This is a genomic window from Kosakonia sp. R1.Fl (assembly GCF_023516815.1).
In the GTDB taxonomy this organism is placed as follows: Bacteria; Pseudomonadota; Gammaproteobacteria; order Enterobacterales; family Enterobacteriaceae; genus Kosakonia.
Genome location: NZ_JAMGSQ010000001.1, coordinates 3092710 through 3106963, shown reverse-complemented (window position 1 = coordinate 3106963; position 14254 = coordinate 3092710). Strand labels below are relative to the sequence as shown.

Annotated in this window: 9 protein-coding genes and 1 riboswitch; all 9 genes read right to left on the bottom strand. The window is 55.9% G+C overall.

Annotated features, from left to right (window positions below):
• Window positions 1-4 precede the first annotated feature (4 nt).
• On the bottom strand, window positions 5-868 hold the full coding sequence (locus M8Q36_RS14545; RefSeq protein ID WP_249881337.1) for an ABC transporter ATP-binding protein: 864 nt from the start codon (window positions 866-868) through the stop codon (window positions 5-7).
• Window positions 840-1745 carry an ABC transporter permease gene (locus tag M8Q36_RS14540; RefSeq protein WP_249881336.1) on the bottom strand — a complete coding sequence of 302 codons (906 nt, stop codon included), beginning with the start codon at window positions 1743-1745 and terminating at the stop codon, window positions 840-842. Before M8Q36_RS14540 ends, M8Q36_RS14545 begins: the two co-directional genes overlap by 29 nt.
• A complete protein-coding gene (locus tag M8Q36_RS14535; RefSeq protein WP_249881335.1) occupies window positions 1742-2779 on the bottom strand; it encodes an ABC transporter permease in 1038 nt (345 codons plus the stop codon). The genes M8Q36_RS14540 and M8Q36_RS14535 overlap by 4 nt, the downstream gene beginning before the upstream one ends.
• A complete protein-coding gene (locus M8Q36_RS14530) occupies window positions 2776-4404 on the bottom strand; it encodes an ABC transporter substrate-binding protein (protein WP_249881334.1) in 1629 nt (542 codons plus the stop codon). The genes M8Q36_RS14535 and M8Q36_RS14530 overlap by 4 nt, the downstream gene beginning before the upstream one ends.
• Before the next feature lie 88 nt (window positions 4405-4492).
• Entirely contained in the window at window positions 4493-5647 is a 1155-nt protein-coding gene (locus tag M8Q36_RS14525; protein WP_249881333.1) for a mandelate racemase family protein, read from the bottom strand.
• A 236-nt stretch (window positions 5648-5883) separates the two neighbouring features.
• A complete protein-coding gene (fbaB, locus tag M8Q36_RS14520; protein WP_131410601.1) occupies window positions 5884-6936 on the bottom strand; it encodes a class I fructose-bisphosphate aldolase in 1053 nt (350 codons plus the stop codon).
• A 150-nt stretch (window positions 6937-7086) separates the two neighbouring features.
• Complete coding sequence (gene thiD / locus M8Q36_RS14515; RefSeq protein WP_249881332.1) at window positions 7087-7887, bottom strand: bifunctional hydroxymethylpyrimidine kinase/phosphomethylpyrimidine kinase; 801 nt, start codon at window positions 7885-7887, stop codon at window positions 7087-7089.
• The gene (thiM, locus tag M8Q36_RS14510) at window positions 7884-8666 is read right to left on the bottom strand and encodes a hydroxyethylthiazole kinase (RefSeq protein WP_249881331.1); all 783 of its coding nucleotides are present in this window, start codon (window positions 8664-8666) and stop codon (window positions 7884-7886) included. Before thiM ends, thiD begins: the two co-directional genes overlap by 4 nt.
• Window positions 8667-8700: 34 nt before the next feature.
• Window positions 8701-8797, bottom strand: a riboswitch (TPP riboswitch).
• A gap of 131 nt (window positions 8798-8928) precedes the next feature.
• The gene (locus M8Q36_RS14505; protein ID WP_249881330.1) at window positions 8929-13563 is read right to left on the bottom strand and encodes an autotransporter outer membrane beta-barrel domain-containing protein; all 4635 of its coding nucleotides are present in this window, start codon (window positions 13561-13563) and stop codon (window positions 8929-8931) included.
• Between the last annotated feature and the right edge of the window lie 691 nt (window positions 13564-14254).

Below are 14254 nucleotides of genomic sequence, written 5' to 3'. Positions count from 1 at the left end.
CTCCTTATTCGCCGAGCCAACTGGCCTGGCGCTGCAATACCGGCAACACCGGGCGACGGTTATGGATTTCCGGCAGGGAGTGAATCAGCCCCTGCGTGTAGGGGTGCTGCGCGTTATCGAGATCTTGCGCGGCAATCGACTCCACCACTCGTCCGGCGTACATCACCAGTACGCGGTCACAGAAACTGCGCACCAGGTTGATGTCGTGGCTGATAAAAATCAGCCCCAACCCGCGCGATTTCACTAAGTCATCCAGCAAACCCAGCACCTGCAAACGTACCGAAACATCCAGCGCCGAAGTGGGTTCATCGGCGATCACCAGTTCCGGGTCGGTGATCAGCATCATAGCAATCATGATGCGCTGCCCCTGCCCGCCGGAAATCTCGTGCGGATAGAGGTGATAAACACGCTCCGGCTGGCGGATGCGCACCACATCAAGCATCTCCAGCACTTTTGCTTTCGCCTCGGCTTTCTTGCCTGGATGGTGCGTCAGCCAGGCTTCGGCAATCTGATCGCCCACGCAAACCACCGGGTTCAGCGAATATTTCGGATCCTGCATAATCATCGAAATACGCTTGCCGCGTACCTGGCGCATCTGCGCTTCGCTGATGTTCAGCAGATCAACGTCACCAAACTGCATACAATCTGCCTGAATGCGCGCTTTCGCCGGGTGCAGGCGCAGCAAGGCGCGCCCGACGGTGGATTTCCCTGAGCCAGACTCACCGACAATCGCCAGTTTCTCCTGACCAAGACTGAAGGAGACGCCGCGCACCGCATGGGTTACCGCGTGCCCGTTGATAAAATCGACATGCAGGTTGCGCACATCGAGTAGCGGCGAATTATTCGCTGCGAGGATCGAGGATGTCACGTAAGCCGTCTCCCAGGAAATTAAAGGCCAGGCTGTTGATCAAGATCGCCAGCCCTGGAATGGTTACTACCCACCAGCACTCCATCATGTAGGTGCGCCCGCTTGAGATCATCGCGCCCCACTCCGGCTCCGGTGGCTGCGCGCCCAGGCCTAAAAAGCCCAGCCCCGCGGCGGTCAGGATGATCCCCGCCATATTCATAGTGATGCGGATAATCACCGACGGCAGGCACAGCGGCACAATATGACGCCACAGCACACGCACCGGCGACGCCCCCTGCAAGCGCACGGCAGAGATAAAATCGGCCTGGCGCAATGAGAGGGTTTCCGCGCGCGCCAGACGCGCTATCGGTGGCCAGGCGGTGAGCGTAATGGCGATCACCACATGTTCAAGCCCCGGCCCAAGCGCCGCGACAAACGCCAGCGCCAGCACCAGGCTTGGAAACGAGATAAAGATGTCGGTCACACGCATCAGCACCATATCGACCTTGCCGCCAAAGTACCCGGCGCTGACGCCAAGCAGCAATCCCAGTGGGCCAACAGTGACGGACACCAGCAGCACGATGTAAAGCGTGATGCGCGAGCCGTAAACCAGGCGGCTGAAGATATCGCGACCAAACTCATCGGTACCAAACCAGTGCGCGGCATTCGGCGCGCTCAGGGCATTTTCCAGATCCTGAACCAGCGGGTTATAAGGTGCGATAAGCGGTGCGAAAATCGCCACCACCAGCAGCAGCAATATGATGCTGCCACCGATTGCCGTGAGCGGGTTGCGCGCCATTTTGCCGATAAAACCTGCCGCACGCCCAACGCCGCGTTTGATGCGCAGGCTGCGCTCGCGGCTTGCCGAAGAGATCGGCGAATCAAAAGAGACCGTCATGATTTCGTCCTCGGATCAAAGAGTTGGTAAAGCATGTCGGAGAGCAGATTGAGCAGCACGAAAATCACGCCGACCAGCAGTACGCAGCCCATAACCGCATTCATATCTCCCAGTAATAAACTGCCGGTAAGGTAGGAACCAAAGCCCGGCCACGAAAAGACAGTCTCGATCAGCACCGCCCCTTCCAGTAGCGAACCGTAAGCCAGCGCCACCACCGTTAACAGTTGCACGAGGATATTGCGAAACGCGTGATTCCAGATGACCTGGCGTTCCGTCAGCCCTTTCACCCGCGCGGTGATGATGAACTCCTGCGACAGTTGCGCCAGCATAAAGCTGCGCGTCATGCGACTGATATACGCCAGCGAGTGGAAACCGAGCAGCGAGGCGGGCAGCACCAGATGATTAAGCGCATTCCAGAACACCGCGCCGTTGCCTGCCAGCAGCGCATCCACGGTGATAAGCCCGGTGCGACGCGGCACTACGCCATCCAGCCCCAGATCCAGCCGACCGGCACCACCGACCCAGCCAAGCCAGGCGTAGAACAGCAGCAACCCCATCATGCCAACCCAGAAAATCGGTGTCGAGTAACCGGCAAGGCTGATAATGCGCACCACATAATCGGACACGCTGTTACGGCGTGCCGCTGCCAGCACCCCCAGCGGAATGCCCAGCCCGGCGCCAACGATGATCGCCATCGTCGCCAGCTCAAGCGTCGCCGGGAAGACGCGCACAATATCGTCCAGCACCGGTTTGCCGGTCAGCAACGCGTTGCCGAGATTGCCGTGCAAGAGGTTGTTCAGGTAAATGCCGAACTGGGTCAACAGCGACTTATCAAACCCCAGTTGCTGATAAACCTGCTGATAGGTGCTGTGATCCGCATCCGGGCCAACAATCGCCAGCACCGGATCGATAGGCATCACGCGGCCAATAAAGAAGGTCAGCAGCAGCAAGCCAAACAGCGTCACCGCCACCTGAGTTAACCGTTTTGAAAGGCGTCTGGTGCGTGAGCCAGGCGCAAGCAGTAACGAACTCATCCTTTCTCTCCTCCGGTGGCGGGCACTTTGTACACATCGCGCAGGAATGTGGTGGCTGACGGGTGCGACTGGAAGTTTTTCACTTCATTACGCACCACCACCGAATCCACCATTTGCGAGAGTGGGATCAGCGCCGGGATCAGTTGGTCATAGCGCAGCTGAATTTGCTGATAATCCGCTTTCTGTTTTTCCGGGTCGCGCTCCAGCAACGCGTTGTCGATCATCTCGTTAAGCGGTTTATCGTAGAAACTGGTGCGCCAGCCCTGGAAGTTGGTCAGCCGGGCGTCGTCGCTGTTATCCGGGTTATAGACCAGCGCGCGCAGACTCGAGTGCGGATGCGGCTCCACACCGCTGCCGCCGCGCCCCACCAGCATCTCGAATTTACGCTCACGCATCGCGCCATAAATCTGGTTGCCGGTGCCGGTGACGATTTTGGCGTTGATTCCGGCCTGCATCAGCGTTGACTGCACGGCAATGGCGATATTGAGAAACGGCTGGTCAGCCAGTACGCGTAGCGTGGTGTCAAAACCCTGCGGGTAACCCGCTTCCGCTAACAATTTTTTCGCACGCGGAATGTCCAGCCGGTAGCCGGGATCGGGCAGCGTGGAGGGCATTCCCGCTTTGATCGGCCGCTGGTGCAGCACGCCGTAGCCCGGCATCAGCGCTTTATTAATCCCCTGGTAATCAATCAGATAACGCACCGCTTCGCGCACTTTCGGGTTGGCGAAATGCGGCTCTTTCATACTCATCGCCACGTAATAAACCGTGCCCTTTTGCACCGCTTCAACCGTCACATCAGGGTCTTTACGCAGCGCGTTGATATCCGATACCGCCATGTTGTTGGCAATATCCAGATCGCCTTTCGCCAGCATCAGGCGCAGGGTTTGCGACTCCTGGAAATGGCGCAGCACCACGCGGCTCAGTTTGGGTTCCTCACGCCAGTAATCCGGGTTGCGCTTCATGCGCAGCACATCTTTCGCCTGCCAGGTTTCCAGCGTAAACGGACCGGAACCCGCTTCGTTGGTGGTCAGCCAGCGGTTGCCCCAGTCACCATTCACTTCATGGCTTTGCACGGTTTTGCTGTCCAGCACGCCGAGATTGCCAAGCGCGCCCAGCGAGTAGATAACCAGTTGCGGATCGTTAGGCTTAGGTAGTGTGATTTGCACGGTGTTGTCGTCCGGTGCGCTCACCTGCTGGTCGATATTCTTTTTGCTAAAACCGTAGGATTTCCACACCGACGCCTGCGCCAGATTCAAATGCAGCAGGCGGCGCATCGACCACACCACATCCTGCGCGGTCAGCGGGTTGCCGGAGTGAAACTTGACGTTGTTGCGCAGGTGGAAGGTGAGCGTTTTGCCGTCCGGGCTGATATCCCAGGACTCTGCCAGCGCCGGTTTGACGTTGGTGAGTTCATTAGCATCGAGCTCCACCAGCGAATCGTAGAGATTGACCACAATGCCGACCACTTCGTTGCCGGTCATCGCCGCCGGATCGAGGGTCAGCAGGTTGTTCATGTTCATGCCGATGATGAGCTGATCGGGCGGCGTTTTCGCCAACGCCGCGCCGCTCCCCATCATCAGCGAGAGCGCGAGTAAACACGCTCCCGCGAGGGAAGTTTTTTTCATCTGTGCATACCGTTTGTAGAGTACGTTTTGCCGGAAATCGGCTTATGTAGCCCGAACGTCATTGCCTCCGGGCATTTATTGTTATCTGTCAGTCGTGGCTGACGGTATTGGCTTCGATATACGCAAAATTGATGTCTTCGCCGAGCCCTGGTCGCTGCGGCAGATGAACAAAACCCTCTTCATCCATCGGGTCGACGATGCTGTTTAAGTACGCCGCCGGTTGGTCATAATCGAGGAACGGGTGCAGCAAACCCCGCTCGTACCAGCGGCAGTTGCGGATTGCGCCAATCACCGCCAGGCTCGCCGCACCGTTGCCATGCACTTCACAATCCATGCCGAACGACTCCGCCAGGTTCGCCACTTTCAGCGTTGGCGAAATGCCGCCTACGCCGTTGGCGCCGGCGCGCAGAATGTCGCAGGCGCCCGCTTTTATCCAGTCCGCGCGGCTGTGGTGTTTCCCGCCGAGGCTTTCCGGGCCGATAACTGGAATCGACAGATTTTCCGCCAGCCACGCGTAAGAGGACATGCTCTCTTCTTCCATCGGCTCTTCGAACCAGGCGAAGTTGAGTTTTTCCAGCTCTTTGCCGATATAGAGCGCTTCGGTGCGGCTGTACCAGTGGTAGCCGTCAATCATCAGGTCGATATCCGGGCCGACCGCCTCACGCACCGCCGCGCAGGCTTTGACGTCCATTTTCGGGTTCGGCGCGAATTTCACCGGCGGCATCCAGGTGTGTAACTTGATGGCTTTGTAGCCGCGCGCCACCAGTTTTTCCGCGAAAGCGGCGTACTCTTCCGGCGTCGAAAGCCCGCCTTCCAGTTCGTCGCCGCACATGGTACTGCCGTAAGCGGGCACTTTGTCACGGTAGCCGCCAAGCAGCTTGTACACCGGCATATTGAGTTTGCGGCCAATCAGATCCCACAGCGCTTGTTCAACAAACGACAATGCGCGCTCGGTTAACTGATGTGCACTGCCGCGCTGCCAGTGCACCAGATCCTGCCAGATGCGCTCGCGGTTAAACGGATCCTGCCCGACCATCACTTTGCGGAAAAAAGCGTTGAGCACAAACGAGCGCACCACTTCCGGCGGCGCGAAGGAATAGCCTTTGCTGCCATCGTCTGCGGTGATCGTCAGCATCGCCATTTTGGCCTGCGTTTCCGGCCCCGGATGCGAGTGCCCGGCGCTGTCGGAAACGCGGCGCGTGGGATGCTGAAAGACGGTGACATTGACAGATTCAATTTTCATTACAGATCCTTGGTGTTTTTTGAAAAGCCGTTTCACAAGCAAATATATGCACAAAAATACACCGCATCCTCGGACAATTTCCGCTAAGCGGCCGCCATTTTTTGGGCATGCGCACGACGGTGCGTGACGTTTTTCACAAAAGGTTATGGAAATGTGATAACGATCGGGAAGGGAATTGAGCAGAAATGAAATGGCGTTTTTAGTTTACCCTCCCCGCAGGGAGGGTAACTGACGCATCAGGCGATGGTCACTTTCTCGTCAAGATAGACATCCTGCACGGCGTTAATCAGCTTCACGCCGTCGGCCATGGTTTTCTTAAACGCTTTACGACCAAGGATCAGCCCCATGCCGCCCGCGCGTTTGTTGATAACCGCCGTACGAACGGCGTCGCCGAGATCGGTATCGCCGCCCGCCGCGCCGCCGGAGTTAATCAGCCCGGCCCGGCCCATGTAGCAGTTCGCCAGTTGATAACGCACCAGATCAATCGGGTTGTCGCTGGTCAGCTTGCTGTAAACGCGCTCGTCGGTGTAACCGAAATTCACTGCTTTGTAGCCGCCGTTATTTTCCGCCATTTTCTGCTTCACAATATCCGCGCCAATGGTGGCGGCAATGTGGTTCGCCTGGCCGGTTAAATCGGCGGAAACGTGATAATCAACGCCATCTTTCTTGAACGCCGAATTACGCAGGTATGCCCACAATACGGTGACCATGCCAAGTTCATGCGCGCGTTCAAAGGCGGCGGAGATCTCCTCAATCTGGCGGCGGGACTCCAGCGAGCCGAAATAGATCGTCGCCCCGACGGCGACCGCGCCCATATTGAACGCCTGCTCGACGCTGGCGTACAACGTCTGGTCATATTCGGTAGGGTAGCTGAGCGTTTCGTTGTGGTTCAGTTTTACCAGGAAGGGAATGCGGTGCGCATAGCGGCGCGAAACCGAGGCCAGCACGCCGTAAGTGGATGCCACGCAGTTACAACCGGCTTCAATCGCCAGCTCGACAATGTTCTTCGGATCGAAGTAGAGCGGGTTGGCGGCAAACGACGCGCCCGCCGAGTGCTCAATGCCCTGGTCGACCGGCAAAATAGACAGATAGCCTGTGCCCGCCAGCCGCCCGTGGTTATACAGCGTCTGCATATTTCGCAGCACCGCAGGCGGACGGTTATTGTCGACCATTACGCGATCAACATAATCGTGTCCTGGCAGATAGAGCTGGTCAGCGGGGATGGTCATACAACGGTGTTGCAGAAGGCTGTCGGCGTCTTTGCCAAGTAACTGCACAATATCAGTCATAGCTATGCTCCCGTAAGCTTCGCGCAAAGCGAATTGGATTATCCTTACCTGCCTGACGGCAGGCAGAGATAAGCCTGGTTCCCTCTCGTCAGATTTTCCACCGCTGGCCTTTTTTTCAGCATTATCTGCTGGCACGTTTCATATAGCGGTTTACCACCACTGATGAAAGTGATGCACCGGCCCAATGCCGTTCCCCACTTCCAGCGTATCTGCCTGCGCGAGCGCCGCCGTTAACCACTGTTTTGCTTGCGCAACGGTTGATGCCCAGTCGTTATGACGCGGGCGCAGCGCTGCCAGCGCGGCAGAGAGCGTGCAGCCCGTGCCGTGGGTATTTTTCGTTTTCACGCGCGGGGTGGTAAAGCGCAGTGCCCCGTCGCGGGTAAATAGCCAGTCCGGGCTTTCGGCGTCATCCAGATGACCGCCCTTCATCAACACCGCTTCACAGCCGAGCGCCAGCAGCGCTTCGCCCTGCGCATGCATCTCCTGTTCGCTGCGGGCATGTGGCGCATCAAGCAGCGCGGCGGCTTCCGGCAAATTAGGCGTAATAAGCGAAACCTGTGGCAGTAAATGCTGACGCAGCGCAGCGACCGCTGAGGGCGATAACAGCGGGTCGCCACTTTTGGCGAGCATCACCGTATCCAGCACCACATTGCGCACCTGATAGCGCCGCAGTCGCTCCGCGACGGCTTCAACAATGTCCGTTTCCGCCAGCATGCCGATTTTGGTGGTGTCGATACGCACGTCGCTGAGCACAGAATCAAGCTGCGCGGCGACAAAATCGGGTTCAATGCGGTACACCGATTGCACGCCACGGGTGTTTTGCGCCACCAGCGCGGTGATCACCGAACAGCCATATGCGCCCAGCGCCGAAAAGGTTTTCAGATCCGCCTGAATACCCGCCCCACCGCTGGGGTCGGTGCCGGCAATGGTTAACGCGTTGATGCGTTTCATGCATTGCCTCCCAGCGTATACAGCGCGTCCAGAAAGGCGGGAACAAAACTGCCCGGTCCGGTGCTTTTCGCGCAGGCCAGGCTACCGGCTTGCGCCATAAACGCACAGGCCGCGGCGACATTCTCCAGTTTATCGCCCGGCAACGCGCAACTGGCAGCTACTACCGCCGAGAGCGCGCAGCCGGTGCCAACCACGCGTGTCATCAGCACATCACCGCCGGTCACCATCAGCACGCGCGGGCCATCGGTGATGTAATCCACTTCGCCGCTTACCGCGACAATCGCCCCGCTTTGCCGCGCCAGCGCCTGCGCCGCAGGCAGTGCCGCGCTGGCGGTATCGGTGGTATCCACGCCGCGCCCACCTGCGCTCATGCCGGCCAGCGCGAGGATTTCCGAAGCATTCCCCCGGATCGCCGCCGGGCGCAGCGCCAGCAGTTGCTGGCAGAATTCCGTGCGTAGCGTGAGCGCGCCAACGGCGACGGGATCGAGTGTCCAGGGTTTATGTGCGGCATTCGCGCTCTCTACCGCCGCGCGCATTGCCCCGGCGCGTTCGCGCGTTAAGGTGCCCACATTGATTAGCAGGGCATCGGCGATGGCGCTGAACTGTGGCGCTTCTTCGCTATCAATCACCATCGCGGGTGATGCGCCAAGCGCCAGCAGCACGTTAGCGGTAAAGGTTTGTACGACGTCATTAGTCATACAGTGCACAAGGGGAGAACGACGGCGGAATTGCTGTAACGCATGTGCGAGTTGCACACGATCAAGCAGGTCAGGTTGCATGGTTTCGCTCCTGCCCGGCGTGAAGAAGGGATGCCAGGCAGGCATCTGACTTCCCTACGCTGGCATTATCCAGATCAGGTGGTACGGGTATTTCTCAGCCTTCACAAAGAAGGGCACCCCGAGTCATTTAAAAATCAATACGTTGCGGTTAACCGTTTAGTAACCGCCACTCAGGATAATGCGCGCGCCGGGTGTTGTAAACCAGCCTTCCTGCAAAAGCGCCATGCGCGGGCGAACCCTGCAACGTAAGGCGTATGGGCCACTATTTGAATTCATAACGAACACCCAAGGTCGCTTGCGTACTGCTATAGCTTTTGCCGCCGAGTTGATGGCCGATATTGCCCCACAGACTCAGCTGCGGGTTCAACCTGCCAGTAATGCCGATTTTCACTTCGCCGACATTCTCCGCGCCCGCCTGGCTGATGGTTTCACCATCCATACGCGTCGCGAAACGCTGCGTGTTGTGGATCCAGTTGGCTTCGATAAACGGCTGTAACGTGCGCCCGTGTTGATTATCCTCACTGCCGTAGCTGTTCAACCAACTGCGGATCCCGAGCCGCGTTTGTAGCGCGTTACTCCCGTCGCCGCTGACGCGCGTGCCGTTTGCTTCGCGGTGATCTTCGGCTTTTACCCCCATCCATATAGCCTGCGCCTGCGGCTGGATGTGCCAGATTGTCCGCGAACCGTTGCTGGCGGAAAACTCCGCAGCTTTCCAGTTCCAGGCGGTTTCAACGGACGCACTGACGCCTTTCGCGTGATACGCCTCGGAAGAGAGTTCCTCGCCGCTGACTGAATTCGTAAACCAGCTGTATTGCGCCCAACTGCCAATATACAGCCCGGTTTTATTAACATCGTCGGCATACCATGCGCCGTATGCGCCTGCCGTGAAGCCGTTTACCCGACCGTCAGCATCGTAACCGCTGATGTCCGAGTGCGTGTTGCTATGGTTGTTTCCGTACCCGGCCATGACGCCCGTGCGCCCCTGCCGGTCGTCGCCCCACTGCACCAGGTCGCCGCCCAGCATCATTACGTACTGAGTCGACGTGGTTTTCAATTGTCCGCTGCCGTCGCTCGAGCGATTACGCGCTCCCGCCTGATGCATCCACATGCCGCTTTCTGCGGTATCGCCCTGCTGCGCGTTATCGGTCTCGCTATCCTGCAAACGGAAGGCAAACATGCGGTTGGCTGCCGCCAGATTTTCCGTGTAGCTTCCCCCTTCCGGGCGGTTAACCGGCGTTGTGGATTGCGGTGGTTCCGGTTGGGATGGCGTCGGGTCAGGATCGGGCTGCTCAGTCGGCGGCTGCTCCGGCTCGCCCGGGGGATCTTCCGGGTCGGTCGGCGGGTCTTCCGGGTCAGGCGGCACGTCTTCTGGCATCTGGTTGCTTAAATACCAGTGCGCATGATCCTGCCCGTTGCCGCGCACCAGCATATATTCATACGCGCCTGCGACAATTCGCCCCTGCTGAGTGAATCGCCCGGCGGAGTGACCGTTTACCTGGATGAGCCGAATCCCGTTTAGCGTAGGTAATCCAGTGCCGCCGACATTGTTAACGCTGACCTTCGTCGTACCGCTGGTATCGCCTTCCACGCGCAGCGTTTCCGTGGCGGCGCTGTCATCCGCCAGAACGGTGTTGAAATTAATTAAACCGTTGCTGCCCTGGTAATCGCCCTTCACTACCAGTTGATTACCCGGCGCTTTGCCGCTTGTTGCCGCACCTATCTGAACAGTGCCGCTGTTACTCAGGTTACCGTTTATGGTTAACACATCGCTCACTGCGGCGGCACCTGCCGCGCGTGCAGACTGCTTCCCGGTTCCAATCGACAGAGTACCAGCGTTAGTGACATCGCCTGCTACCGCGCCGTTGCCGATAAGTGCAGCGTCCTGATAGATATTGACGTGCGATGACTCGAGCGTGAACGGATCTTCGGGGGAACCAAACTTCACTCCGCCGGTTCGGATATTCGTCTCGCCTCTGTAAAGCGCAGCGGCCTGCGAGAGCGTGATGATGCCGAGGCCGCCTTTTTCCAGCCCGCCGGAACCGGTCACGCTGTTTTGTACCGTCCAGTCATCATTAGTCACCAGCCGAAGCGTTCCGTCATTGATTATCGAAGCTGAACTCAGCTGATTTGCCGCATTAACCGTAAGCTGGCTGCCGTCGCCAATCTCAACCGTCCCGCCGAAATGAGTATTATCAGCGGTAAACTGGATGTCGCTGTTGTTGAGAACAACGATGCCGTTATTGGTAAGCGTGTTTTCAAACAGACCGGAAGCACCGTTAAATTTGAGAAAACCGAGATTATCGATGCCTGCGGTTCCCAGCCCACGAGGAGTATCGAGGGTGACGGATGCCCCCGATGTTATGGTGATATCGGCGCTGAGCGCGTTATTGTCGCCGTGGATAGCCATCGGCCCACTGGTGAAATTCAACGCGCCGCTGCCGGTGAGCGCACCAGCGATATCGCCGCCTTTGGTCACCGTCAGCGTACCGCCAGCAAGATCAATCCGCGATCCCTGCTCGCTCTCCACCGCGCCCAGCGTTTGCTGATAGCCATGAATGTCCAGCACCGTTGCAGAGGCCATGTCGAGCAACGAGGTGTTGCCCAGGGTGTGATCGTTAGCTAATTGCAACTCACCGGCCACAATTCGCGTTGTGCCGGTGTAGTCGTTATCCTGATTGGAGAGTGAAACTGCGGTGTCGGTATTAATTTGTAAATCGCCGCTTCCGCTGACTTTCGCGCTCAGATCGGCGGCGTTACCGCTGTTGCCTGCGGCGTTCAATGTCAGGGCATCATTGCCCTGCGCCAGCAGTTCAAGCTCAGTCAGCCCGTAATTAATATACATACCATCCGCGCCGCTACCGCTGGTAAGACGATAATCATAGTGCCCTTTCGCCACGGTCTGGCCATTTTGCGTAACGTCGTGCTCCGTTTCTGCGGAAACCGCCAGGCCATTTTCATCGACGAGCAGCAAATTACCGCCAGCGCCGGTTACGGCTTGCTGGCTTTCCACCAACTGACGTACAACTTCCGCCTCGTCCTGTTGCATGAGCGGGTTACTGGTATCAGGCGGCGCATGTTGCAAACTGCTGCTGTTGCTGATCTGAATGGTGCCCCGCCCGGACAAATCCACATTTCCCGCAACTTCAACCGAAGGCAGAGAGCCGACATCGCCAAATACCATGGTGCCGCCGTTGAAAGCCAGGCCGCCAATGGATTGGGTGCCCGCGCCAACGGTGGTGGTGTTGCCGTTTTCAACATGCAGTGTGGCCTGAGTGAGCGCGGCGGTATTGACCCCATCCAGCAGAAAATCGTTATTTCTGAGATAGACATCACCGGAAAAATCACGCCCGACATCAGCGGTAAAATTAAACGAGTTGTGGTTATTATCGGCAATAAAATCGCCCGTACCGGTCAGGTGATTATTAAATTCGAAAGCAGCATCTGTTTGTGCGCTGAATTCACCATTCGTATCAACATTAATAGTGCCCGTACCAAACGCGTTGTTACTGAATAATAAATCCTTACTGGCTGCCGCTTTCCCGGTAATATTCCACATCCCGGCATAGGTGTTTTTATTAATAAAAATGATGACATCCCCTGACACGGTAGTCATACCCGTGCCGATCATTTTATTGGTGAAGGCGTAGTGTTCCATCCCGGCAATTTCCAGCCCTTGCGACCAGTCATTTGCGTCAGTATTAATTGTTATAGTATTTGATCCCAGCGCTTTCGTATGATTAATCGTAACCAAACCACCGCTAATTAGCGTATCACCGCTATAATCAGACTCTAAACCCAGCGTGGTATGACCCGACTGATATTCGACACTACCCTCACCCACTATTTGCATGTTAAAAACATAGCCATCATCATTCGATTGCGTAGAAAAATTATTATTAAAAATAACTTTATTATTACCAGCCCCGCTCATAATAATACGAGTCGCCCGAATATGATTTTGTTCATCCGTTAATGCGTCACCAATATAAAGGGTGTTATTTGCGCCAGATACGCTGCCAAGGTTAATATTACCCCCCACATCCACCCACGCATTATTACCGAGTACCGTTTTCATGTTATTACCGGCAGCAGACGCATTAAGATTCATATTTTCGCCGATAACTACGTGTTGCCCGGAAGAACCACCCTGTATTTGCCACGCCGTGTCACCGGCATGCGTGCCATTAAGGTTCATATCGCCGTTAACATGCACGTCCGCATTGCGAATTATTGCGTTATCCGCAACCGCATTGATGTCATTGAGGGTTCGATCATTTGAGAGCGTTAAATCACCGCCAACATTGACGGTTGCGCCATCGGCAATATGTAAGCCCATGCCACCGCCAGCGAGATCGGCGGTGAGATTATCGCCTACATTGAGAATCGCGGAACCGCTGACGGATAACCCGCCACTCGCCGCGCCACCACTGGGTAAAATCGACATATCATGTGCCACGGTGGTCGTGCCGCCGGTCTGGACGAACTGGCTTGTTTCAGACTGCAGGTTGATGCTGCTGGCCACGATTACCGACTGCGCATCATAAATATTAATAGATGTTGACGTGCCAGCACCGGTGCTGGTTACAAGGTTGCCAAACGAGAGTGTGCCGCCATAACCGTTTGTCAATGTGGGGACACCACCGATTTGCGCCCCGCCGAACTGAATGTGCGACTGCCCCTTCAAAAGCAGATCGCCCGCGCCATTAAGCGAACCGCCATGTAACCATAAATAAGCGCTGTCCATCTCTACTGCATAGGGACCTGAGCCGTTAGTGATATTGACAGTACCGGCTCCAGCGGTAATTTCCAGGCCGCTATTCGGATCGAACTTAAGGCCATCGGTAATATCGTTAACCGGCTTATCGTAAAGCGTATTTTGCGTAATATTTACGGCCATAGCACCCGGAATGCCCGTAAAAAACAACAACACTGGAAAGGTACGTCTTACTGCGCAGGAAAGGCGTGTAAGCGTGGTTTTCATATTCGACACGCTATTTAAACCGAATGAGGGGTAGCGCGTCATATCCAGTTTAAAGGGTGCAGAAAATTGCCGCGCTAACTTACCTGAATTAGGTTTAATAATCCTTTCCATATAGAACTCCCTTATATTTAAAATAAGCGTTCCTGTAATTTATTTCGGTAAACAACACCCACAACTCATGCAGACACACCGCGACCTCAACTGAGCAATTCGTGACAGTCATGGAAGATAAATTAATGGAACAGATAAAACAAAACGCTATTACACAGAAAATAACGCACCGACCTTAAAATATTAAATATATCCCGATTACCGTTACCGCTAAGATCACAAGGTATTTATCGATTAAGTAAACGCTTAATTACATTTACCCGAAAATGTCAGCATTAACTCTCATGCACAAGTTATCTTAACAGCAAACTGCTGGACAGTTACCAGGTAAGATCATTTTTTACTCGCCGTTTATTTCGCTCAATGAAGTGAGAAATATTAACAAGTTGCCTGTTATTTTTGTGTTAATTATTAAAATTAAAAATCCGAAAATAAATGGGGACTCAGCGCAAGGCCAAAATGAGATACATGGCTGAAACACGGAATAATGGATTGG